This is a genomic window from Shewanella sp. 2_MG-2023 (assembly GCF_030548905.1).
Classification (GTDB): Bacteria; Pseudomonadota; Gammaproteobacteria; order Enterobacterales; family Shewanellaceae; genus Shewanella; species Shewanella electrodiphila.
Window position 1 is genome coordinate 196,710 of sequence record NZ_JAUOSO010000002.1, and the last position, 25,062, is coordinate 221,771.

General features: G+C 39.4%; 23 protein-coding genes. 16 read left to right on the top strand and 7 right to left on the bottom strand.

What is annotated here, in order from left to right; genetic code table 11:
- Positions 1–18 precede the first annotated feature (18 nt).
- Positions 19–3,075, bottom strand: coding sequence for an FAD-binding and (Fe-S)-binding domain-containing protein (locus Q4600_RS03165; RefSeq protein ID WP_303514291.1), 3,057 nt, complete (start codon positions 3,073–3,075; stop codon positions 19–21).
- A 444-nt stretch (positions 3,076–3,519) separates the two neighbouring features.
- Between Q4600_RS03165 and Q4600_RS03170 the strand changes: the two genes are divergently transcribed.
- A complete protein-coding gene (locus tag Q4600_RS03170) occupies positions 3,520–4,257 on the top strand; it encodes a tRNA (adenine(22)-N(1))-methyltransferase TrmK (RefSeq protein ID WP_303514289.1) in 738 nt (245 codons plus the stop codon).
- 5 nt (positions 4,258–4,262) lie between these two features.
- Here Q4600_RS03170 and Q4600_RS03175 read toward each other — a convergent pair whose 3' ends face one another.
- The 4 genes from Q4600_RS03175 to ppsA all read right to left on the bottom strand — a co-directional run bounded on the left by Q4600_RS03175 (position 4,263) and on the right by ppsA (position 8,306).
- Entirely contained in the window at positions 4,263–4,958 is a 696-nt protein-coding gene (locus tag Q4600_RS03175) for a DUF4937 domain-containing protein (protein WP_303514287.1), read from the bottom strand.
- Positions 4,959–5,077: 119 nt separating this feature from the next.
- Positions 5,078–5,374: a GNAT family N-acetyltransferase gene (locus Q4600_RS03180; RefSeq protein ID WP_303514284.1), complete on the bottom strand. Its 297-nt coding sequence runs from the start codon at positions 5,372–5,374 to the stop codon at positions 5,078–5,080.
- A gap of 234 nt (positions 5,375–5,608) precedes the next feature.
- Positions 5,609–5,803 (bottom strand): hypothetical protein, encoded by a 195-nt coding sequence (locus Q4600_RS03185; RefSeq protein WP_248955754.1) that lies wholly within the window; start codon positions 5,801–5,803, stop codon positions 5,609–5,611.
- Positions 5,804–5,936: 133 nt separating this feature from the next.
- Positions 5,937–8,306: a phosphoenolpyruvate synthase gene (ppsA, locus tag Q4600_RS03190; protein ID WP_229369003.1), complete on the bottom strand. Its 2,370-nt coding sequence runs from the start codon at positions 8,304–8,306 to the stop codon at positions 5,937–5,939.
- A 124-nt stretch (positions 8,307–8,430) separates the two neighbouring features.
- Here ppsA and Q4600_RS03195 point away from each other — a divergent pair, with 124 nt between their 5' ends.
- Positions 8,431–9,249 carry a pyruvate, water dikinase regulatory protein gene (locus tag Q4600_RS03195; protein WP_102528158.1) on the top strand — a complete coding sequence of 273 codons (819 nt, stop codon included), beginning with the start codon at positions 8,431–8,433 and terminating at the stop codon, positions 9,247–9,249.
- A 206-nt stretch (positions 9,250–9,455) separates the two neighbouring features.
- Complete coding sequence (locus tag Q4600_RS03200; protein WP_303514277.1) at positions 9,456–10,520, top strand: 3-deoxy-7-phosphoheptulonate synthase; 1,065 nt, start codon at positions 9,456–9,458, stop codon at positions 10,518–10,520.
- Between the two features lie 88 nt (positions 10,521–10,608).
- On the opposite strand, the gene Q4600_RS03205 is transcribed toward Q4600_RS03200, so the two are convergent.
- Positions 10,609–11,850 (bottom strand): HD-GYP domain-containing protein, encoded by a 1,242-nt coding sequence (locus tag Q4600_RS03205; RefSeq protein ID WP_368501602.1) that lies wholly within the window; start codon positions 11,848–11,850, stop codon positions 10,609–10,611.
- A gap of 207 nt (positions 11,851–12,057) precedes the next feature.
- Between Q4600_RS03205 and Q4600_RS03210 the strand changes: the two genes are divergently transcribed.
- The 13 genes from Q4600_RS03210 to Q4600_RS03270 all read left to right on the top strand — a co-directional run bounded on the left by Q4600_RS03210 (position 12,058) and on the right by Q4600_RS03270 (position 24,485).
- Positions 12,058–13,137 carry a TonB family protein gene (locus Q4600_RS03210; protein ID WP_303514273.1) on the top strand — a complete coding sequence of 360 codons (1,080 nt, stop codon included), beginning with the start codon at positions 12,058–12,060 and terminating at the stop codon, positions 13,135–13,137.
- Between the two features lie 284 nt (positions 13,138–13,421).
- Positions 13,422–14,141, top strand: coding sequence for an SIMPL domain-containing protein (locus Q4600_RS03215; protein ID WP_229369005.1), 720 nt, complete (start codon positions 13,422–13,424; stop codon positions 14,139–14,141).
- Between the two features lie 26 nt (positions 14,142–14,167).
- A complete protein-coding gene (locus tag Q4600_RS03220) occupies positions 14,168–14,761 on the top strand; it encodes a histidine phosphatase family protein (RefSeq protein ID WP_102528163.1) in 594 nt (197 codons plus the stop codon).
- Positions 14,762–14,910: 149 nt separating this feature from the next.
- Positions 14,911–15,198 (top strand): Rho-binding antiterminator, encoded by a 288-nt coding sequence (locus tag Q4600_RS03225; RefSeq protein ID WP_303514270.1) that lies wholly within the window; start codon positions 14,911–14,913, stop codon positions 15,196–15,198.
- A 90-nt stretch (positions 15,199–15,288) separates the two neighbouring features.
- On the top strand, positions 15,289–15,750 hold the full coding sequence (locus tag Q4600_RS03230; protein WP_102528165.1) for an acyl-CoA thioesterase: 462 nt from the start codon (positions 15,289–15,291) through the stop codon (positions 15,748–15,750).
- Positions 15,751–15,890: 140 nt separating this feature from the next.
- The gene (locus Q4600_RS03235; RefSeq protein ID WP_303514267.1) at positions 15,891–16,667 is read left to right on the top strand and encodes a hypothetical protein; all 777 of its coding nucleotides are present in this window, start codon (positions 15,891–15,893) and stop codon (positions 16,665–16,667) included.
- Positions 16,668–16,987: 320 nt separating this feature from the next.
- The gene (locus Q4600_RS03240) at positions 16,988–17,650 is read left to right on the top strand and encodes a response regulator transcription factor (RefSeq protein ID WP_102528166.1); all 663 of its coding nucleotides are present in this window, start codon (positions 16,988–16,990) and stop codon (positions 17,648–17,650) included.
- A complete protein-coding gene (locus Q4600_RS03245) occupies positions 17,644–18,264 on the top strand; it encodes a DUF938 domain-containing protein (RefSeq protein WP_303514492.1) in 621 nt (206 codons plus the stop codon). The genes Q4600_RS03240 and Q4600_RS03245 overlap by 7 nt, the downstream gene beginning before the upstream one ends.
- A gap of 131 nt (positions 18,265–18,395) precedes the next feature.
- Positions 18,396–19,241, top strand: a complete 846-nt coding sequence (locus tag Q4600_RS03250) for a D-hexose-6-phosphate mutarotase (RefSeq protein WP_303514262.1) — start codon at positions 18,396–18,398, stop codon at positions 19,239–19,241.
- A 298-nt stretch (positions 19,242–19,539) separates the two neighbouring features.
- The gene (locus Q4600_RS03255; RefSeq protein ID WP_303514259.1) at positions 19,540–22,791 is read left to right on the top strand and encodes a YdbH domain-containing protein; all 3,252 of its coding nucleotides are present in this window, start codon (positions 19,540–19,542) and stop codon (positions 22,789–22,791) included.
- Between the two features lie 66 nt (positions 22,792–22,857).
- Positions 22,858–23,001: a YnbE family lipoprotein gene (locus Q4600_RS03260; protein WP_303514490.1), complete on the top strand. Its 144-nt coding sequence runs from the start codon at positions 22,858–22,860 to the stop codon at positions 22,999–23,001.
- Positions 23,002–23,020: 19 nt separating this feature from the next.
- Positions 23,021–23,341, top strand: coding sequence for a YdbL family protein (locus Q4600_RS03265; protein WP_102528170.1), 321 nt, complete (start codon positions 23,021–23,023; stop codon positions 23,339–23,341).
- Between the two features lie 385 nt (positions 23,342–23,726).
- Positions 23,727–24,485 (top strand): ABC transporter substrate-binding protein, encoded by a 759-nt coding sequence (locus Q4600_RS03270; RefSeq protein WP_102528171.1) that lies wholly within the window; start codon positions 23,727–23,729, stop codon positions 24,483–24,485.
- Positions 24,486–24,593: 108 nt separating this feature from the next.
- Here Q4600_RS03270 and Q4600_RS03275 read toward each other — a convergent pair whose 3' ends face one another.
- On the bottom strand, positions 24,594–25,001 hold the full coding sequence (locus Q4600_RS03275) for a hypothetical protein (protein ID WP_303514255.1): 408 nt from the start codon (positions 24,999–25,001) through the stop codon (positions 24,594–24,596).
- Positions 25,002–25,062 lie beyond the last annotated feature (61 nt).

The following is a 25,062-nucleotide window of genomic DNA, read 5'->3' on the forward strand; positions in this document are numbered from 1 at the left end:
GCTTCATTATTAGCTTCGTTATTGAGCTTCGTTAGCTGCCTTTAGTAATTGTAGTAAAGCTTCAATTGGGTGCTTAGGTTTAAAGCCTGCAAAACGTTTGACTTGGCTGCGACAAGAATAACCAGACACTAATACTTGTGTTTTATCGTCAATGCCATCTAATGTCGGCTGCCATGACATAGCAAAGAGCTTGCTAGAGCGGCCAAGGTTATCTTGTTCGTGACCATAAGTGCCCGCCATACCGCAACAACCGACGTTAATCACATCAAAATCGGCGCCAAAGTGACTAAACACCTTTTTCCATTCTGATGGCGTGGCTGGTTTAGCAGTTGATTCTGTGCAATGACTGAACCAACTGTATTTCTGCTCTGTTTGTGCAAGTTGCGGTAAGCCTTTAATGGCATCTGTTAGCCATTCATTGGCCAATAGGACTTCAAAGTTACCACGCTTGTCACCTAATACTTCTTTGTATTCGTCGCGGTAACACAAGACTAACGCGGGATCTAACCCCACCATCGGCATATTTAAGCCATGAACTTGATTTAAAAAGTCTGCGTTAGACTGCGCAGTTTTAGCAAATTTATCTAAAAACCCCTTAATATGAGTCGGTTTACCATTAGGCTTAAACGGCAATAATACGGGTTTAAGGCCCATTTCTTTAATCAATTGAATAAAGCGGAATACTAACTCTGCATCATAGAAACTATTGAAAGGATCTTGCACCACTAAGACATACTTTTCCCGTTCAGATTCTGGGATCCCTTGTAGCGCTTCTAAATCATAACCACGGCTTTCATGGCCATCTAAACGTTGTTTTAATGTTGGCACTGACAAAGCGGGTGCATCAACATAACCAATCGACTTTTTGATAACCCATTGGCTCAGTTTATTCTGCGAAGCTAAATTGGTGACCTTTGGCATCGCTGCCATCATTGGCAACATATCTTCGATACCCGCGACAAGGTAATCTTTCGCTGGTCGCATATAGCGCTTGTAATAAATATTGAAAAACTGCGCTCTAAACTTGGGGACATCGACCTTAACAGGGCACTGACCAGAACAGGCTTTGCAGGCTAAACAACCTTTTAAAGATTCCATCACTTCATGGGAATAATCATAATCTCGGGTGCTGTTAAGGCTATTTTGCGCCCGTTGCATGATGCTTAATGGTTTTGATTTTGCAAGAGCATCAAGATCAACGCCTTCAGCTTCTAATAATCGTAGCCATTCACGCATTAAGCCACTACGGCCTTTTGGTGAGTGAATACGATCGCCAGTCGCTTTAAAAGACGGACACATAAATGAATAACTGCTGTAGTTAAAACACAGACCGTTACCATTACAGTTCATCACATCAGGAAATGCATCTCTGGTTTCAATAGGGATTTGACGATCAAATTTACCGCGTTTAACACTATCTACGTTAAACATCATTGGGCCACTGTTTTTAGGTGCCACCAACTTGCCTGGGTTTAATCTATTTTCAGGGTCGAATAAACCTTTGATGTCTTCAAGCTCACCATAAAGCTCGTCGCCAAATACCGCAGGACCATATTCGCCGCGCACGCCTTTACCGTGCTCGCCCCACATCAAACCACCATATTTAAGCGTCAGCTCGGCCACTTGATCAGATATGGTTTTTAATAATTTTTCGTCAGCCTCATCGCACATATCCAGCGCTGGACGCACATGTAAAACCCCCGCGTCCACATGGCCAAACATGCCATATTTGAGATCATGCCCATCTAATAAGTCGCGAAACTCCATAATAAAATCTGCGAGGTTTTCAGGCGGAACAGCGGTATCTTCAGCAAACGCTAATGGTTTACGGCGTCCCTTTGTTGCACCCAATAGACCTACCGCTTTTTTACGCATAGCGTAAATTTTATTGATACTCGGTTTATCTGAAGTGATTTGATAGCCAACAACACCAGCCTCTTCATTGGCTAATTGCCGTGCTAAAACGACCTCTAGCTTACCAATACGTTGCTTAACATCATCTTCATCACCAGCAAACTCAACCATGTTGAGTCCTTCAATCACTTTATTAGGCACAGCTTCAATCAGGTGTGACACTGAATGCCAAATGATGTCTTCTCGGGCAAGGTTTAACACTTTAGAATCGATGGTTTCTACCACTGTCGCACTGGCGGCAACTAACGATGGTGCATGACGCAGCGCTGATTCAAACGAGTCATATTTAATATTCAACATCATCCGCGTATTAGGTAGCGGCGTGATATTCAATTTAGCTTCAGTTAGTACGGCTAAGGTACCTTCTGAGCCTGCTAATATGCGTGATAAATCAAATTGGGTTAAATCATCATTCCACACATGACGCAAATCGTAACCGGTTAAAAAGCGGTTTAAGGCAGGAAATTGCTTAATGATTAATTCACGCTTTTCATGACAACGCTTAGCGATATGGCGAATGATATTTTGAGCAAATGGATTAGGTTCAACTTCTTGAGTTAAGGCAGCATCTGCCTCAATTGGAGCTGTAGTTAATATGCTACCATCAACTAACACACTGGTGAGCCCTAATACATGATCTGAGGTTTTACCATAAACTAAAGAACCCGCACCAGATGCGTCAGTATTAATCATACCGCCAACGGTGGCGCGATTTGAGGTTGATAAATCGGGACTAAAAAAGAAACCATGTGGTCTTAGGGCATCATTAAGCGCATCTTTTACGACACCCGCTTGCACTTTAACCCAGCCTTCTTCTGCATTGACTTCAATCACTTGATTCATGTGTCTTGAAACATCAAGGATCAACCCATGAGTTAACGACTGGCCGTTAGTGCCCGTTCCGCCGCCACGAGCACTAAAAGTCACTTGCTTATATTGAGGGTCTGACGCCAAAGTGAGTACTAATTCGACATCTGTCTGATTAAGGGGATAAATGACTGCTTGTGGTAAAAACTGGTAAACAGAATTATCTGTGGCTTGAATCAGTCTGGCGCTGTAACGCTTATCTATTTCACCGGCAAAAGACGATGCTTCAAGGTCATCTAGAAAACGTAAATAAATAGGCTCTAAAGTTTGATGGTGAGATAGCAACGGCAGCATATTCGACTTCTGTTTATAGTAATTTTGTGATCATTATAAACAAAAATAGAGCCGCTAAGTAGTTGAGTTAAAAATTTTCATTAGAAACATTCAATACAGTAACGACTTAATCATTAATAAAAACAATACACGTAAGCCATTGCTTCATATGCTAAATGAATAGTTAAAAACTTAAAAAAATTGCCATTAGTTGATTATGTAAGATTCATATTTCTTGAATATGATGATTAACCCTATTATTCAAATCTAATACAGGTAAATCTCAATTTAATCTGCGGATTTGAAACTTGAACTCAAAAGCATCCATTACAGGTTAAATAGTACCGGTTATATGGTGCAGATTATTCACACTATTACGACTAATTCATATACCCACAGATTGAAAACCATTACAATGCGGCGCTTTTTAATAAACACTCCCACTTACACTCGGATATACACCCCATGAAACTCAGTAAAAGATTGCAGCAATTAGATGATATGGTCTTATCTGGGTACGATCATATTTGGGATTGTTGTTGCGATCATGGATTTCTAGGTGGGGCCTTATTAATGCGCCAAGCTGCGCCAAATATACACTTTGTTGATATCGTTGTTGAGTTAATGAATGAACTCGAGCAAAAATTAGTCCGACTTAATTCAAGCTCAAAGCTTAAGCCCACTGTCCAATCCAACTGGTTTACTCACTGTATAGATGTAGCAAAGCTTCCTTTAGATAAATATTGTGGTAATCATTTAATCATTATTGCGGGTGTTGGCGGTGATTTAATCAGTGAATTTATCCAATCGATTCATCACAACTACCCTAAGCTAAATATTGATTTTCTATTGTGTCCTGTTCATCACCAATTTAAATTAAGACAGGCACTTATTTCAATAAATTGTAGTTTGAAAAATGAAGCTCTTATACAAGAAAACCAACGTTTCTATGAAATCATTCACGCCTCAAACCAGCAACAAGGTGTAGACCGAGAAGATAAAGTCCAACAAAGCGGACAGCTACAGCCAGTATCTGCTGTAGGAACACAAATTTGGCAAGCTAACACCACTGAAAACATTAATGTTAGTCAGCAATATTTACAAAAAATACTCAGTCATTATCAACGTATTCAGTTAGATCCTAACGCCAATGTGCAGCACATCATTGATGCTTATCAATCTGTCGACATTGCTACTCATTAATCAGCTCAGATTATGCTGCTGAGTACATCCCATTTGTGCTCAACTAAAATAGTGTCACCGCTAATGTGCTTTATATAATCAAGTGGGTTTACCTGTGACTTTAAGCGTGGAAAGGTATTATTCAAGTATGCTAAATGTGCCTGTTCAGAAGCCCAATAAGTGACGACCACATAGTTTGTTTCTGTAGATGCATTAATGCCTTCATTTTTACCAGAATCAGTATTCTTATGACGCGCCTCTTCTTGCCACACATCACCACCTAAAAAGCCGGCCTGCTCATGCATACCAGGATTCCAAATTTGCTGTTGATCTCGAATAAACTTTTGCTTGTCTATGACTCCATTGCAGTAGGCAACGCGGATCAAGTTAACTTTAGGAATAATTAGCTGATTACTACTAATAGACATTACATGTTGCTGGCGCTTAACCTGACAGTGAAGGTATGTATCTCCCTGAAGATTATGTTCAATAATGTCATCGTGAACTGATTGCATAAAAGCGGTTAAATGTGCCTGAGACTGCCATAGTGCAATAATGATTGCCCGCTGATATTCTGAGGTTTCATTAGGATTAACCCATCCACCAAATTGTCCTAAAAAACCGTTACAAGTTGCGGTTAGCCCCCATTGGCTTTGAGAGTGACTGAACTGATTGATTTGCGATGGTGTTACCTTACAGCTAATAATTTTAGCTAATGTCATCGTTAATTCCTTTTAAACGAACTTATTAGAGGCTGTTAAATTTTCAAGATTACTTTTCAGCGTGTTTTATCTGAGATAAGTGATAAGTGATAGTGTTAGTGTTAGTAATAGTGAGGTAACTAACTATGCACATATTCCATCGAAACTTTATCTATTCCCAATGCGTAAAAATTTTTCACCTTTTTAGTCATAACAAAGCCATACCTTTCAAAAAAGTCTGCTGTATGCTGAGAAGTGTTAATACCGACTTTCAGCATTGGATATTTGAATTTAATCTTTTCAAGACGTGAGGCTAAAAGAAACGCTCCTGCACCCGTTTCATGATGTGTTTTAGTGATCATTCCATCAACTAATCTCACCATATTATCTTTAATACAAAATCCACCGCAGCCGATCACTTCATTATTGTGTATCACGATATATACCCATGATACTTCAAGATGCAAAGTCAGCAAGGCAAATAGTGCCAAGATGCTAGGCATAAAATTGAGGTATAGTTATTCTACATCGATATTTTATAACAACGCAGATTGGTGCTATTTGACTTGCCCAACGGGGCGCAAGCTCGAAAACCGTTGCTTCGAAAACCATTGCTACGTTGTAACCTTTGAAAAGTGAATAACAATTACCTCAGCTTACGCCTTGCATTGTTATTCGAGCTTATGCCTGACAAAGCATCTTGAGGTGACATGGGTATAGTATTCGATTTCAAATACGTCATGATCAAGAAACTTAATAAATTCTCTGAGTTCATCTTTCGCAAAATAAAGACCAATATTACTCTCAAAAGCTTCAATACATTGATGACGGTATTGCTGATCATATGGGATCAGTTCTTTATTCATTGACCTTACCTTCCATGAACTCAGTCAGTTATGTTGCAAAGCGTTCAATCATGCCACAATAAAAATGAAAAAAGCCGCTAAATAGCGGCTTTTCTTAGGTTTTAACCTACTAACGCATAAATATACTTAGCAATTACGCATGTTCTTCAGCAAGGTATAACCAAGTGTCGATAACTGTATCAGGGTTAAGTGATACGGTATCGATGCCTTGCTCAACTAACCATTGAGCGAAGTCTGCATGGTCTGATGGGCCTTGGCCACAAATCCCTACGTAAGCGCCCTTTGCTTTAGCCGCTTTGATTGCTAATGAAAGTAATGCTTTAACTGCATCATTACGCTCATCGAACAAGTGACTGATGATGCCAGAGTCGCGATCTAGACCTAACGTTAACTGAGTTAAATCGTTAGAGCCGATAGAGAAACCATCAAAGTGCTCCAAGAACTGGTCAGCCAATAAAGCGTTCGAAGGTAATTCACACATCATGATAACGCGTAAGCCATCTTTACCACGCTCAAGACCTTGCTCTTTTAGCAATTCAATCACTTGTGCAGCTTCATCAACCGTACGCACGAATGGGATCATGATTTCAACGTTTTTCAGACCCATATCGTTACGGACACGTTTAATCGCTTCACATTCTAGCGCGAAACAATCACGGAATGATTCAGAGATATAACGACTTGCACCACGGAAGCCCAACATTGGGTTTTCTTCTTCAGGCTCGTAACGGTCACCACCAACAAGGTTAGCGTATTCGTTAGACTTAAAGTCTGACATACGTACGATAACTTTCTTAGGATAGAACGCACTACCAATCGTTGCGATACCTTCAACCAGACGAGCAACATAGTATTCAACTGGAGATTCATAACCTGCAATCATCTCGTTGATTTCTTGTTGTAGCTCAGCAGGTTGAGAGTTGAAATCAAGCAATGCTTTAGGATGAATACCAATCATGCGGTTGATAATGAACTCAAGACGCGCAAGACCAACACCTTCGTTAGGAAGACGAGCAAAATCAAATGCACGATCAGGGTTACCCACGTTCATCATGATTTTCATTGGTAGTTCAGGTAAAGAATCAACACGGTTAGTGATGACTTCAAAGTCTTGCTTACCATCGTAAATGAAACCTGTATCACCTTCAGCACATGAAACCGTCACAACTTGACCATTTTGAATGCGGTCAGTTACGTCACCACAACCAACAACGGCTGGAACACCAAGCTCGCGAGCAATAATTGCTGCGTGACAAGTACGGCCGCCACGGTTTGTAACAATAGCGCTTGCGCGCTTCATGATAGGTTCCCAATCAGGATCCGTCATGTCAGTAACGAGTACATCACCAGGTTCAATTTGATCCATATCTTCGATAGAGGCTAGTACTTTAGCAACACCGGTACCGATTTTATGACCAATGGCACGACCTTCACAAACGACATCACCTTGAGTTTTTAAGTGGTAACGTTCGATTAATTGTACATCTTCACGGCTACGAACCGTTTCTGGACGGGCTTGAACGATATATAACTTACCGTCATTGCCATCTTTTGCCCATTCGATGTCCATTGGACGACCATAATGTTGCTCAATAATGACGGCTTGTTTAGCCAATTCCATGACTTCTTCGTCATTGATTGAGAAAATGCTGCGTTGTTCTGCAGGGATATCTTCGATCTTCACTTGCTTACCATGTGAAGCATCGTCAGAGTAAACCATTTGAATCAACTTGCTGCCGATATTACGGCGCACAACGGCTTGATGCCCTTGCGCTAAAATTGGTTTGTGAACATAAAATTCATCAGGGTTAACCGCACCTTGTACTACCATTTCACCTAGACCAAATGATGAAGTGATGAAAACAACGTCGTTGTTACCTGACTCAGTGTCCATAGTGAACATAACACCAGAAGATGCTTTATCTGAACGAACCATGCGTTGAACGCCAGCAGATAATGCCACACCTTGGTGCTCATAACCTTGGTGAACACGGTATGAAATGGCACGATCGTTAAAGAGCGAAGCGTAAACATGCTTAATAGCAAGTAATACAGCATCAAAGCCTTTAACGTTTAGGAATGTTTCTTGTTGACCTGCAAAAGATGCATCTGGCATATCTTCAGCAGTTGCTGATGAACGCACTGCAAATGAGGCTTCTTGCGTCTCACTAGAAAGTTGCTCGTAAGCTTCACGAATCGCATCTTCTAGTTCCGGTTGAAATGGGGTATCGATAACCCACTGTCTAATCTGTGCACCAACTTTCGCTAATTCATTAACGTCATCAACATCCAATGTTGCTAGAATATCGAAAATTTTCTGGTTAACACCACTTTGCTCTAGAAACTCATTAAACGCATAAGAAGTTGTAGCAAATCCACCTGGGACTTGAACACCTGCGTTTGCTAGGTTACTGATCATCTCACCAAGTGACGCATTCTTACCGCCAACTTTGTTTACATCACCCATTCCTAGTTCTTGATACCAGAGTATGTATTGCTGCACAGTTATCTCTCCACAAGTTTATTTCAATGGCCCCTTCACACGAGGGCAGAGGCATTCTACACTCCACCACAACAACCGTAAATGTATAATTTTATTTGTAATTTTATTACTACAAGAGGCTGAAATGACACCAAAAGTATTCTACATATCAGATGGGACCGCGATCACAGCAGAAGTATTTGGCCACGCAGTACTGTCGCAATTTCCAGTTGAATTTGAAGCACTTACCATTCCATTTATTGACAGTGTAGCCAAAGCTGAAAAGGTGAAACAACAAATCAATGATAGTTTTATTACAACAAGCTTAAGACCCGTTGTGTTCCATTCGATAGTAAATTCCGACATTCGCGATATTATTTTCTCAAGCGAAGGGCTAGATTATGATTTTTTGAACACCTTTGTTTCGCCACTAGAACAACAACTAGGTATAAAAGCAGCGCCAGTTATTAACCGAACTCACGGCAAGAGCACCGCTAACGAAGCTTATGACAACCGTATTGATGCGATTAATTTCACTTTAGATAATGATGATGGTCAAACCATGAAACACATGGATAAAGCCGACATTATTTTACTCGGTGTTTCCCGTTGCGGAAAAACACCATCGAGTTTGTATCTTTCTATGCAGTTTGGCATCAAAGCGGCGAACTACCCTTTTGTAGAAGACGATATGGATAACTTAAAGTTGCCAGAAGCATTAAAACGAAATAAGTCTAAATTATTTGGCTTAACGATTGATCCCAATCGCTTACATGAGATCCGCCAAGGACGTATGGAGAACAGCCGATACTCATCGTTAAGACAATGTCGTATCGAAGTGAAAGAAGTAGAAATGCTATATAAGAAAGAGCGCATTCCGTTCGTCAATACAACCTACCATTCAGTAGAAGAGATATCGGCAAGAATTCTTGATATTACAGGCTTGAAACGACATATGTTTTAACTCTGCTACAACTAGGCAGTCATTGATAAAAAGTCTGCCTATATATGCCGAGAATGTTAAACACACAACATTTTCGGCTAACTTATTCCTATTTGACCGCTTTTGTTCTCTATCTAAGTCGATTTCAACGTGTCTAACGCTAACTAATTAGTTATAATCCCGAGCAATATGATGTTAATTCATCGCAAACATGCTCGGTAAAATGAATGACAATTAAAACTGACGAACTACGTACCTCCCTTTTATGTAAGGTAATTTCACCTGCGCAACTCGCATCTGAATATCCACTAACCCAAAATGCTGCTGACTACTTAGTTGAGCAACGTCGTGAAGTTGAAGCCATTATTGCAGGCGAAGATCAACGATTACTGGTTATCATCGGCCCTTGTTCAATTCACGATACTGAAGCGGCTTTAGATTATGCTCAACGTTTAGCAGCACTTCATCACGAACTTAAAGACGATTTGTGTATCGTTATGCGTGTTTACTTTGAAAAACCACGCACTATCGTAGGCTGGAAAGGCTTAATTTCAGATCCTGACTTAGACGGTAGCTTTAGCCCAAATAAAGGCTTAAGAATGGCGCGTCATTTATTACAGCAAATCACTGAACTTAAATTACCAATTGCCACAGAGTTTTTAGATATGGTCAATGGTCAGTACATTGCCGATCTCATCACTTGGGGCGCAATCGGTGCACGTACCACTGAAAGCCAAATTCACCGTGAAATGGCCTCAGCATTATCGTGCCCTGTTGGCTTTAAAAACGGCACAGATGGCAACATCAACATTGCTGTTGATGCAGTTCGTGCAGCGCAAGTTCCACATATTTTCTACTCACCAGATAAAGATGGTGCAATGGCTGTTTACCGCACTCATGGTAACCCTTATGGTCATATCATTTTACGTGGCGGTAAAAAACCAAACTACTCAGCGGAAGATGTAGAAATCGTCCGTTCACAGCTCGAAACTGTTGGTGTCACTCAACGTATCGTCGTTGATTTTAGCCATGGTAATAGCGAGAAGAAACATAAGAATCAGTTAAATGTTGCTGATAGCATCATGGAACAAATGCGCAGTGGTAGTACTGCAGTTGCTGGTATCATGGCAGAAAGCTTTATGATTGAAGGCAATCAAAAAGTTGTTGAAGATCAGCCTTTAACTTACGGCCAAAGCATTACTGATGCATGTTTGCATTGGGAAGATTCTGAAAAATTATTACGTGACTTAGCGCAAGCGTCAAAAGACCGTAAAGCACTACTTAACAAGTAATTTTACTATTACGTAATGTCAAAAAAGCCAATCAGTGATGATTGGCTTTTCTTTTTGTATCACTCGTTAACCATGACCTACCATTCATTCAAACCAAAAGAGCAGATGACTGTTCTTCTTCAATTGAGATGAGTGATAATTTTTTAAATAAATGATTAATTGTCATAAAGCTCTCAACCAACTTCGGATCAAAATGCTTCCCTTTTCCTTCAAGAATTAACCCAACAGCATCTTGATGACTAAACGGTTTTTTATAGCATCTTGGGGACGTTAACGCATCATACACGTCAACTAGCGCCACAATACGAGCAGACAGCGGAATATCATCGCCTGCAAGCCCTTTCGGGTAACCACTACCATCCCATTTTTCATGATGTCCTCCAGCTATATCACTGCCCATCTTGATAAAATTACAATCTGGCGCGTAGCGAGTAATACTTTCAAGAACAGACGAGCCTATTACTGGGTGCGCTTTAATTTGTTCGAACTCTTCAGGTGTTAATCTTCCAGGTTTAAGTAAAATAGCATCCGCAATGCCGACTTTACCAATATCATGAAGTACCGATGATAGGGTTATTTCCTCAATAAATGAGAGCGTTAACTCGTCAGGGGCATCACGCTCACTGTATCTTTGTTTCGCCAACATAGAAGCATATTGCTGCATTCTCAATAAATGCGCACCTGTTTCATTGTCTCGGTATTCTGCCAACTTAGCTAAGCCAATCACTGTCGCTCTTCTTGACGTTAATGTACTTTCTAAAGAGTTAGATAATTTATCCAGTAAAAACGCCGTAGACATTGTCACAATCGCATTGGTAGCAACAAAATTAATCACCACTACCAACCAAATAACCACGCTGTAACCTTCAATATCTGGCCATATATGCCAATCAAGATAAAATGCCGCACCCAAAAGTATCAGAGAAATAAAATTAAATATTTGGGCAAACTTACTGGCCTGACTACCAAGTAAAATACAGGTCAACGGCGGGAACATAAACAGCCAAAAGAAGCCTGCTCCGCTTGGGCCAATAGCGATTAAAAAACCTACACCTATACAGTAAGATAAACCGCAACCAATTAAAAATCGTCTTCTGTCACTGAGTTTATTATCCCAAATAATAAACAGTAAAATGGCATACACTATGGTGTCAAAAACCGCCATTAATAAAAGATCAGATTGAATACACAAGTACACACTTGTGAAGTATACGGGGATGCAAATAATAGCTAATAAACCAAATATTCGATTGAATATAATTCTTCGCCAATAAGATAACGAATCATTGAGGGTTATTGACTCAGAGAATAGGTTTCCCACCACTGACATAATTCTTCCTTGAAGTACAACGCGTTTAACTGTCACGCTTGTTCCAGTATCAATAATTATTGTTAACTTCTTCGAAATTGCAATAAATTACAGAATGCCAAAATAAATGGTCACATAAATGACTAAGTAAATTATGTTGTTATCTAAAGCTGATGTGATTAAGCTTTGAAAATTAAACTACAAAATGAAATATCAAAAGGATTTGTTATGATTAAGTCTGGCTCTCAATTAGCCTGTATCAGCCTATTAGCAGGATGCTTATGTTTCTCGACATACACCTTTGCCTCTTCTCAGGATTTCACCCAAGCTTACCAAGCCTATAATCAAGCAGTGACTGCTGGCGATAAACAACAAACGGTATTATCAGCACAACAAGCATTTGACCTGGGTAAAAAACTATACGGCAAAGACAGTATAGATACGGCAAACTTAAGCTTTAACCTTGCCATTGCACTAGCAGAAAATAAGCAAGATAGTGAGTCGCAACCCTATTTTGATTTGACACTTGATTTGTACAAATCTCACTATGGCGATGAAAGTATTGAAATTATTGACCCTTTACTCACCTATGCAGACAAAACTAAAGATATAAAACTGGCTAAATCTCTGTTATCTGAGGCTCGTGACATAGCGCAAGACAGCGACAAGCCAATTCTTTATGCACATACCTTGTCAGCCAGTTTTGCCAAATTGATTAATTCTAAATACGACAAGCCCTCTGTGCGCCGGTATATTTTAAAAGCGAAACAAATTTACAGTGAGAACCTTCCCAACGATGCTGCCGTATTAGTAAACGCGAGATACGACAGTGCAGCAGTATATTTTGCAGATAAAAAATATGACAAAGCCGAAGCTGAATTATTAGAAGTCATCAATCAATATGAACGCCTCGAATATTCTCATCCTTATGAGTTAGCCTCACACGCTAAACTAGTCTCCCTATATAGCCAACGAGATGAGACAGAACAAGCCACTGAACATTGCATTGCCATTGGCAGCATGAAGCCTTGGAGCCCTGATCAGCAGCAAACCCCTATTTACCGCGTAAATCCTAAATTTCCGCAATCTAAAGCTAAACGTCGCACTGAGGGCATGGTACAGCTTAGCTTTACCGTTGATGAACAAGGTTTTGTCATCAATCCAGAAATATTAACATCTAAAGGTGGTAAAGCTTTTGAAACTGAAAGTATCAAAGTGCTGAAAGAATGGCGTTATGCCCCAAAGTTTGTTGATGGTAAACCTGTTAAAGCAGAATCAACGGTCCAATTAGATTATACCTTTGGTTAATTTGAACTACCGATTAAAGGAGGCTATAAGCCTCCTTTTTTATTTAAGTGTTTAATACTGACTACTCCCTTAGCGCTTGTAACCAATTCCTCCTTGCAACTTGTCTGCAAAACAATCAATTTAACTCAAAAGTTGACGAGCACGTCAACTTACCGTTATGGTCTTTAGCTAATGTTTGTTACAAACCAGTTAATTTTGAATTCATTTTTAAATGATTTGATCGTCAATTCGGCAATAATATTCAAAATAATATTCAAAATAGTATTCAATTAAAGGAGCGCCTCTTGAACAATACTAACAAATCCAGTGCCGCTATTTTAGGTGTGTTATTACTTGTTGGTTTATCAGTGATGGGATTATTACTGAAACAAGCGATTATTGAATACAAGTTATTGGATAGAAGTGTCACTGTTAAAGGGCTTGCTCAAAACGAATACCCAGCTGATGTCGTTATCTGGCCAATTCAATTTACTGCTGCTAGCAATGGTCTAGAGGCGCTTTATGAGCAAATTGATAGTCAGACAGCATTGATTAATCAATTTCTAGTCAGTAATGAAATCACAACTGATGAAGTCACTCAATCCGCGCCTACTATTACGGATAAATTAGCGCAGCAATATGGTGGTAACCAAACAGTAGAATACCGCTACACCGCATTGCAGACCATAACGGTGTATTCTACTGACATTGAAAAAGTACGAAGTGCAATGCCGGAGTTAACCCAACTAGGTAAAAAAGGTATCGTTTTTTCACAAAACAATTACGACGCACAAATTGAATATATTTTCACACGTTTAAATGAAGTTAAACCGCAAATGATAGAACAGTCGACCCGCAATGCACGTTTAGTGGCCGACAAATTTGCCAAAGACTCTGATAGCCAACTAGGAAAAATTAAACGCGCAAGTCAGGGTCAATTTAGCATCAGCAATCGCGATAAGAATAATCCACATATCAAACGCGTTAGAGTGGTATCAACGATTGAATACTACCTTGCTGATTAAGTTAACCCTAACCATAGGAGGACAAGATGGACAGTCACTATAGAAAACAATTAAACCGAAGATACTTTACAGGGCTATTGATGACATTTGGCCTGATCACTATTTTAGCTATTTTGATGTTTAGCAGTGGTTTAATTGCAGCCGAGATATCCAATACAAAAAAAACTAATTCAGAACAGCTAACAGACGTTAAAACCAAAACGATATTTCTTGTTCGACATGCTGAAAAAGAATCGGGCAATGACCCTTTCCTCACAGCTGAAGGCAAAATACGCGCGCAAAACTTATCAAATTTGCTTCAATCAGTGCCTTTAGATGCCATTTACAGCACAGATTATAATCGTACCCAAGATACCGCAAAGCCAACAGCATCAGTTCAGTCATTAACGATTACTAGCTATAACCCACGCAAATTGTCTGACTTTGCAACAGCAATAAAAGCCAATCACCACCAGCGGATACTCATTGTTGGCCATAGTAATACCACTCCTGAACTGGTCAGTTTATTAGGTGGCATTGCAGGAGATGAAATTGTGGAAGCAACTGAGTTTAATCGATTATACATTCTGACCATTGATCACCAGGAACAACAAACCAGCTCAGTTTTATTAAGGTACTAGCTTAAAAAATTAGGCAGCACTTTGTTTTATTGTAGTTGATTTTAATACTATTGATTTTCATCACTCCCTCCCCCTGATATTAATCTAAATATTCATCTAAATTTAGCTTTACTGAAATTCAACGACCAGACAATTCTTTCGGAGTATTTATGCTTAAATGTGACTTACACGATTACATCGAAATAATCTGCCTTTACCGATATCGCGTAGAGTTGACCATGAAAGATAACGCTATTATCGAAGGGGTGTTTTTTGATACTGGATTTAGCGGGGAAAAGTCCGATTCGGCCTGTAAATCAATTGAAAAAGTAGAGGTCATTAAAGGCCAATTAAGCAAGAATCAACAGCCTGTCACAGTCAAAATCCACAATGTAAAACACATCAAAGTGCTTACTGATAATTCAAAGTTTACCCACTTAACCTTAAGTGATGACTAGGGCGTGTTGAGTTTCACTACCTATTTTATGACGTTATACGTATAATCCGCCATCCAACTAGAAGTACTAAAAATAAAATTAGGTAGTTGAATGCCCTTTACAAGTAACGTATCACCACAAGATAACCCATCATTTCCTGAAGATATCACTGCTCGAATTGAGCAATCTGAAGCAAAGGTCATCAAAGCGATATTTCCATCAAATACCAATCACCACAACACGTTATTTGGTGGTGATGCATTAGCATGGATGGATGAGACCGCATTTATTGCCGCGACACGCTTTTGCCGAAAAGCGTTAGTGACGGTCAGTTCAGATCGAATAGATTTTAAAAAAGCCATTCCCGCTGGCAGTTTAGCTGAATTGGTCGCGCGAGTGATTCATGTGGGTAATACTTCATTAAAAGTTGAAGTGAATATATTCGTTGAGGATATGTACCAAGATTTACGAGAGCATGCGATTCGAGGCGTATTTACTTTTGTCGCCGTCGATGAAGACAGAAACCCTATTCCAGTTTGGCAGTCAGCAGACATGGCTAAAGAACTCCTCTAACTGACCATATCAATTTACATTAGCAAATAAGCATAATGAACCAAGGGTTATACACGAAATAACCTTTGCTCAATTCAGTTCAACTATGGCGGCCTATATCATAGTAATAATTAAATTATTTACTAGAATAGGCGCCATTAATGAACAAGTTACTCATTGGACTCAGCATTAGTATTATGACTTCAAGTGCTTATGCCGAAGAAGTCATCGAGAAAGAAGTACAAGATATGTCAGATCCATTAGCGGTATACACCCAAGTTGGCGGTGGCATTACTGATGCTGGACTTAATTTAAAACTTGGTCAAACCTATGATACAAACAACCCGGAAACTATGGGAATGAATATCATTGAAGTGAAAGGGTTTGCTGGCGAATTAACCGGTTGGAATGGTTCATCAGATACTAACTCCATTGACTCTATGCGTTTTAGAAACTTTGGTGTTGATCTGACTAATGGCCGTGGTTCTCAATTTGATGCTCAATGGGATTTCGCTTCTAACCAAGGCAGCGCATCTTATAGCTTTATTCAAGCTTTACCAAAAATGGGGCCAGTTAACCTCTATCCATTAGCAGGTGCTGGTATTGCTGTTGGTGAGCCATTTGATGGTAGTACTGGTTCTGGAGTTACCGACCGTTACGACATGCATGGCAGTTTTTATGTTGTTGGTATGTATTCTAAAATTGAAATTAACGACAAAATATGGCTGAACTATAACCCAATGTTCTTGGGTGCAATTTCAGGTTCTGAAGCCTTTAAATCGAGTGGTTTTTCAGGCGATGATAGCGTATTAACCCATGAGTTTGCGGTAAGCTATCAATTTACTCCGACACAAAACCTACGTCTATTTGCCAACTGGGATGAAAATACCCGTTTTGCTAAAGGTGAATTCAGAGTCGAATACAACAAACAACTTTAATCGCTTTGAACTGAATCAACATCGATATCATCGAGCTGTTGAACGACAATATTGAAATTAAATCTTAAGTCTATAAACATACTTCTACACTTGCCATTAATTAGATTTATCGTTAAACAACAGGAGTCATATCATGACTCCTGTATTTTCTGCTCTAGCGAACAATACTTTCACCTCAAAGTTTATTATTAGACAAAAGTCTAAGCCATAATATTATTTAACTGTTTTCGTTATACTCTTGCACTTTAGCGTGGATCGATAACCAAGTTATCTGTTACATTAAAATTACCTTCACGTGCAACCAAGACAACTAAAAAGCCATGAAGCTACAAAATTTAAATATAATTATTGCTGATGACCATCCCTTATTTCGTAATGCACTAAGACAAGCATTGAATAATGCTTTTCAAGGTACGAATTGGTTTGAAGCTGACAGTGCTGAAGCGCTGCAAACTATTCTTGATGATAAAGCCACAGACCTTGATTTGATTCTTCTCGATCTTCAAATGCCGGGTTCTCACGGTTACTCGACTTTGATTCACCTACGAGGCCATTACCCAGATATTCCAGTGGTGGTTATTTCTGCCCATGAAGATATTCAGACTATTAGCCGTGCGATTCATTACGGTAGTTCTGGTTTCATTCCTAAATCAGCCTCTATGGACACCTTAAAACAAGCGCTCGATGCTGTGCTTTATGGTGACATCTGGTTACCAGAAGGGACAGAAATCCTTGAAGTCGATGATGATCCTACAAGTCAGATGGCCAACAAATTATCAGACTTAACGCCACAACAGTATCGCGTATTACAGATGTTTGCTGAAGGTTTACTTAACAAGCAAATCGCCTATGACTTTGGTGTGTCCGAAGCGACAATTAAAGCCCATGCGACAGCAATATTTCGTAAACTAGGCGTAAGAAACCGCACCCAAGCCGTTATCGCACTACAGCAACTTGAAATGGAAAAGGTAGACTTATCTTAAACCATGTTTCTCAGTTACCCTTTTCACAAGCCTGTGAAAATAACAAAGGGCCGATACTTGTTGAGCTACAACGCATTTTTCAATACAACCAACAAGTATTAGAAATTGGCAGTGGTACAGGCCAACATAGTGTGCACTTTGCAGCCAACCTGCCACAATTAACTTGGCAAGCGAGTGATCAAAACAGCTACTTAACTCATTTAAATGCCCGCATCGAATTAGTCGGAACTCAAAATTTATTACCCGCCTTTGGTTTAGATGTCATGCTTGATTGGCCTGTAAAAATGATCTCTGCCCAACTCGATGGTGTATTTAGTGCCAATACATTACACATCATGAGTAAATCTATGGTTGAAGCCTTCTTCCAAGGTGTCGGCAACGCTCTTTTACCTAAAGCACAGCTAGTGATTTATGGACCTTTTAATTATCAAGGCCAATATAGTAGTGAAAGTAATGCGTCATTTGATGAATGGTTAAAACAAAATAACCCTCAGAGCGGGATCAGAGACATTGAATGGATAACCGCTTTGGCTGCACAACAATCCTTTACTTTAATCAATGACGTTGAAATGCCAGCCAATAACCGCTTACTGCACTTTGGTCGACATAAATAACCCTTGTTTATGTCGTTTTTCAAACACTAAAACCGTAATAACAAAGAGTTAACCTCTTAAAATATTGATGAAAAATTTGTAAGCTAATAGCGAATAAATTTTTCTGTTATCACACATAAGGAAAACGCATTATGGGTTCGGTTACCACTAAAAAACACCCAAACGGTTTAGATTATGTCGAAGTTAATACTGACTTGTGCCAAGCAAGTATTTTTCTTCAAGGCGCACAAATAGATTATTTCCAACCAAAAGATAAAGCACCATTACTCTGGGTATCAAATGCTGATGACTATCAACCGGGTAATGGGATCCGCGGAGGCATTCCAGTATGTTGGCCTTGGTTCGGAGCCAGTCCAACCGAAGGGTTTCCACAGCATGGTTTTGCTAGAACCAGCATTTGGTCTTTAGCATCGGTCAAAATGCGTGATCAACTGGTTGATTTGACGTTCACCCTTAAAATTACCAAAGCCAACAAACAGTTCTGGCCCCATGATACTGAAGTCAGTGTGTTATTCACTCTAGGTGAAACACTGTCAGTGAGTATCGTTAATAAAAATAATACCGATTACCCTGTAAACCTAACTCAAGCTTTACACACTTACTTCCCCATTGAAGATATCCATCAATTAACTGCTACAGGTTTTAGCGGCGCGAAATATATCGAATTTGGTAAAGGACCATATAGCCAAGATTCAGATGAAGTTAGCTTTACTCGTGAAACGGATAGAGTCTATACCGATTTAGCGAGTACTCAGTTGCTCCATACTCCAAATGGCACTATTGAAGTCAGTCGTGAAAACAGTCAATCAGCTGTGCTTTGGAACCCTTGGATAGATAAATCCGAGCGACTCTCCCGCTTTAACGATAACGACTACCTCACAATGGTATGTCATGAAACAGCCAATGTGCTTGAAGACGAAGTGTCATTAGCACCAGGTGAAAGCCACACACTCACGACACACATCCGCTGGGTATAAAGCAGGCTTACAATAACATTCTAAGATTATTGCCTAAGCTTAACGAAACTAAATCTGTAAGCTCAGTTAGTAAACTGAGCGTAGATTGAATTAATAAACTCAATCTACGTTCGTTAGTTTAGGCATTATTGAATGATTGATTAGTTGATTAGTTGATTGGTTGATTGGTTGATTGGTTGATTAGTTGATTGAATGATTGAATGATTGTTAACTAAATGACAACTGAGCCATTACACCTAAGCTATGCTATCCTTTCCTGATTCAAATATATCAAAACCTTAAAAGACTCATTACCCTAATGGCAGTTCGAATTTTTACTGTTAAGCGATTATTTTTATTGTGCTTTTTTATAATCGCATTAGGTTTAGTCCTGCTTCAACAAAACTTCAGGCCCATTGCACTAAATTTAATCAACTCATTAACTGAGCCCTATAATATCGAAGTGATTGATGTTGACGTTAAACTGACTGAATTAACCCAATTTAAGCTCACCGATCTTAATCACTTATATTTCCCATGGCTGCAATTACGTTATCAAGATAGCTTTATTGAGTTTCGTGATATCAAGTTAGATCTAAAAGATGGTTACCATACCCTAAAAAATATGTCCTTAGCTGTTGAAGATATCAATGCGCTGCACATTCGTGATATTCAAGTCACATTAGGGGACAGTTTTTTTAAACGACAAGAACAAGGTGAAAACTCAGATAATATAGGTCTGAGCATTAACCAAATTCCACAAATAACACTCGACAATATCAGTGTATATTTACCTAAGTCGTTACAAAAAAAGGTTCCTTCCCCAGTTCTACGAACGAGTAAATTGCAGTTAACCCATGTGGAATCTGCCAAAAAAACTACCGATGCACTGCAGAAAACGGATACACATCAAGTACTGTCTGGAACAGTCAATTTGATGGAACAGCAGGTATTGGCGTTTGAACTGGCACTCGCTCAAACACAGTGGACGCTTAGCCATCAAACTGACTTTAATACCTTACTTAGTAGTATGACTGAGTTTAATCGTGCGTTAACACTCATGGCATCTGATGAGGCTTTAGGCAATAACTCAGCCGTTTCGCAATCAGATTTTGTAACTGGATTAGATGACTTCGTCACTAGTATTGATGCATTAGCAATTGATGTTAACGGCCTTTGGCAAAGTGATACACAACTTGATTTGATTCACGGTTCAATCAACAGTCAGCATCAGATTATTCCTGTAACAGCATCAAGTGGCGACGCACTTCCCCTCATTAGCAGTCGATTACTTTCAGGGATTAAATTCAGCTCAGATTCGCCTATCGATTTTTCGATAAACTATCTGCCAATGTCAGATACAGCGCCCGCTATGACGACCTTTGAACTGCAACCTTTAACTTGGCAGCAACGCACGACTCAACTGCAATTAGCCGATATCAATGCATTGTTGAGTCGCACAGAATTCGTTGATACCTCGTTCACAGCTCACGCTAACCAATTGCTAAGTAAAATGGCCAAACCTGTTGATTGGTCTATATCTTTAAAGAAACCGTTAACCATTGAAATGCCACTGGATGACACATCTGTAATCAACGTTTTGCCAACAAGTGCCAGCTTACTTGTGAAGCATGATACTGTCACAACAGCATTAGATATCAATGATTTCACTGTGGACAGCCTCTCAATTGCGAATTCTGCAGCATCAAACGATAACTCATCCCCCCTTAATAGAATGACACTGAACTCAAGATTAGATTTCAGCCTGAATCAGCATCACCCTATTGAACTAATCGAATTGAGTGAGGGCTTAGCATTAACGTCTACTGAATCTAGCGGTTCTGACAAACGTATTACACTTGATGGAAGCAGAATAAAATTTACTGCAAACGCCAGAGCTGATAATCAATCAATAAAAGTCACCCTATTGCCTCAGTCAGGAATTCACACAGAAAAGCTCAATGTTTATATGCCACAAAAGACATTGTCTTTTGAAAGCCTGCATTGGCAGCTTACGCAACCTTCAAGTATTGAACACATTCAAGCGCCTATTGAGACCAGTACTGATATAAACCAAAGCACTGATATAAACCAAGCTACTAGAAAATCTACACTCAATATTGGCAATTTTGCATTGGGCTTTGACCGTTTTTCATTTAAAACAAATGACATCAAACAAGTGCTAAACGAGACTTTTGAAGTTGAGTTAGGCCAATTTGAGATCAACGCAACGCAAAATATCGCTTTGTTATTGGGTTCTTCGAACATCAACGAAACTGACCATCGCCATGGTAGCGCTACTTCAAAAATGTCTACCCTGGAAACATTACTCGCCCAATCAAATCAAACCCAACTTAATTGGTCGTTACAAGATGTTCAAATTGATAAGCTCATTCCAAGCAAAACAAAATTACGCCGTTACAAAGTACTGCGACTTGATGATATATCGCTTAGCCAACACTTAAACCTGCAGCATCAGCTATTAACAGGTTCAGAACAATGGCAGCTCGATGAACTAATTTTATCCAGCTATCATTTGCTGCGGTTACCACAGCAAAACATGCCAGTGTCTTTAGCAGGTCAATGGCTGGTCGATACCGAGTTAGCATCGGTTGTTAATACCTTAGAGCAAACTCAAATGCTCCCCGAAAACTTATCCATTTCTGGCAATAACAAGCTTAAGGCTGGTTTTGCACTTAATGAAAGCCAAGGCGTGTCTTTGTTTGAAATGAAATTTGAACAGCAAGTCTCGCAGCTTGATGCACAATATAACGAAAACTATTTTAACAACGCGAATTTAACGGCTAATTGTCAATTCAATTGGCAGCAGGTACATAGCACACCAATTCAACCTACGACCTACAGCCAAAGCCGTCTGTTGTGCCAACAAGCAGAACTCAATATTGCTGATGCATACGTCGGTATTAATCTTGAAAATATTCAACTAAAAACCAATGTTTCACTAGGGAAAAATGATGAAATACCCGCCAATAATTGGTTACAGGAAATTAGCGGGCTTAGCGATACGGATGTTAATTTAACAGCCAGTGGCGACTTATTAGATGGAGAGTTTTTAGTGCCTGAGTTTTATCTAAAATTACACGATAAATCTGAAGGTTACTTTGTCTTAAATGGCATTAGCTTAGAAGCGTTACTCGCTGCACAGCCCCAGGTTGGTGTCTACGCCAATGGTATTTTTGACGGTGTTTTACCAGCAAGCTTAGTCGATGGTAAAGTCACTATTGCAGGTGGACACTTGGCAGCAAGGAAACCAGGAGGCTTAATTCAAGTGTCAAATAACCCGGCCCTTGAGCAAATTAGAACAACTCAACCACACTTAGATTTTGTTGTACAAACACTAGAACATTTAGAGTACAGCCAGCTAAGTAGTAGTTTTGACATGGCAGAAAATGGGGATGCTTCACTCAAAGTGCAAGTGAAAGGTCAAAGCCAAGATATTGAAAGGCCAATACATTTAAACTACTCTCATGAAGAGAACTTATTTCAATTATATAAAAGTACGCAGATTGGCAACCAACTGCAAAATGATATCGAACGATCCGTGAAGTAAAAGGACAACTCAGTGAAAACGCATTCGATTAATACACTTTGGCTTTTATGCGCGAGCAGTCTGTTAATGAGCGCTTGCTCGCCAACAGTCAAAATAGCCCCTCCCGACAAGCCCATTGAGATAAACCTCAATGTCAAAATCGAGCATGAAATCATTATTAGAATTGATAAAGAGCTCGACATACTTTTAGAAAATGACGAGTTATTTTAATTAATAAGGAAATCACATTATGAAGTTACCCATCATAGCCTTATTAACAGGGCTTTTATTGTCAGCAAATGCTTATGCGTTAACCCTACAGCAAGCAAAAAGCCAAGGCTTAGTTGGTGAGCAAACCAATGGCTATTTAGGCCTAGTCGTCAATGATAAAGCTGCAAAACAGTTAATGTTAGACGTTAACGCAAAACGTAAACAACATTATCAAAAAATAGCTAAAAAAAATAAACTCTCAACCACTGATGTTGCCAATAGAGCGGCTAAAAAAGCGATTGCGGCGGCGGATAAAAATCATTTCATTCAAAATTCATCCGGGAAATGGCTGCAGAAATAAGCGACTTTTGAGTGCTCTTCCACCTTAAAATGTAAATGTCATCATTTTTTATCATCAATTTAGTTTACTTAAACTAGGATAAAAATTGATGGCATTATATATTTCACTTTATGCCATAACACCCACCCTTTACGATATGTGGCATATAAGCGCTTGTTGTTATTAACCTTTATCACCTCGCTTTTTGCTTTCATTCGCAATACTCATTCTTAAGTTAATTTTTTCTTTTTAATATTGATAAATTTGGCATTAATTTGTACAAAATTTTGGTGTCCTTATAGAGCTTGTGGGTATTTTATTCGTAAAACAAAAGTGTTACATTTATGTAATAAGTCATTTTTTTGTCTGGTGTCATTTTTACATCAGACGTATATACCTTGAGAATATGAACAAGATTTTATCTGCCATTGCTGCACTTATAATACTAATAAACCCTGTTCAGGCTAAACCTGTCGTTAACGTGGGTGGTTACTTGTTTGCCCCTTATGTGAATATCTCTGAGGCCGGCATGTTTCAAGGGTTTACCATTGATTTAATCGCAGCGTTCAATGAACTTCAATCAGAAGTCGACTTCCAATTTGTTAATACCAGCATTGAAAATCGCTACCAAGCATATGACATTGGTCGTTTCGATATGATGATTTTTGAAAGCCCTATTTGGGGTTGGCAAAACTTTGACACCACCTTTATCCCACTTGATATTGTCGACGGTGAAGTGTTTATCACCCTTAGAGATAATGACAAAAACCAAGAATATTTTTCATCTTTTAAAGATAAATCATTAAGTCTTGTGAGTGGCTATCATTATCAATTTGCAGACTGGAATACCGACAGCCAAGAGTTAGCACTCAATTTTGATATTCAGTTTGTTAATACCAATAAAGCATCAATAGAAAGTGTTCTCAAAGGTCGCGCCGATATTGCCCCTGTCACCCATTCATACCTTATGCACTATTTGCAAACTCACCCTGATGCACGGTCGCAATTGCTGATCTCAGAGAGATTGGATCAAGCTTACTCTCATAGCATCTTGCTCAAACCGAATTCTGTGGTTTCGGCAAGTCATGTGCAAAAGTGGTTTAATGAAATTCGCGATTCAGGAAGATTGAAACGTATTGCAGAAAAGTACAATGTAGAAATTTAATATGATTTAGGCTTTAAAACACAAGTAAGCATCTTGAAGATACTGACTAAGAAATCTGTTAAACAATAGATGATGCTGAGCGCATCATCTATTAACTCTACAGCTAAATTACATGGTTACCATCGCCCAATATTCAAGGCGAGACTTTGGATCCAGTACCACTTTCTTACATAAATCTTTGTACTTACCCATTAATGGTCCTAAACCACTTGAGCCGCCAAGGCTGGCAATTTGTTGCTCTTTTGCAGTCGCAACTGCCGCTTCTACTTTCTCGGCAGGCATATATTGTCCAGCAATCTTTTCAGCTTCAAGACCTGAATCTTTAAGTCTGCCGCCAACGGCTTGCATCTGTGGTGCATCCATCCCCATGATCACACCAGATGCGATTTCGTAATACGCAGCGCATTGCACTAACTCGTTACTGAAAGCTTCTTCAGCTTTATCTTGTGCATAGCTACTGCTTGCTGCAGTAAGTAAAACCACTGCTGCAGCTAATTGAAATCCTTTGTTTAACATGAAATATCCTTTATTCCTGATACTTAACTGATTACGACTTAAACCACAATAACCGTTAAAT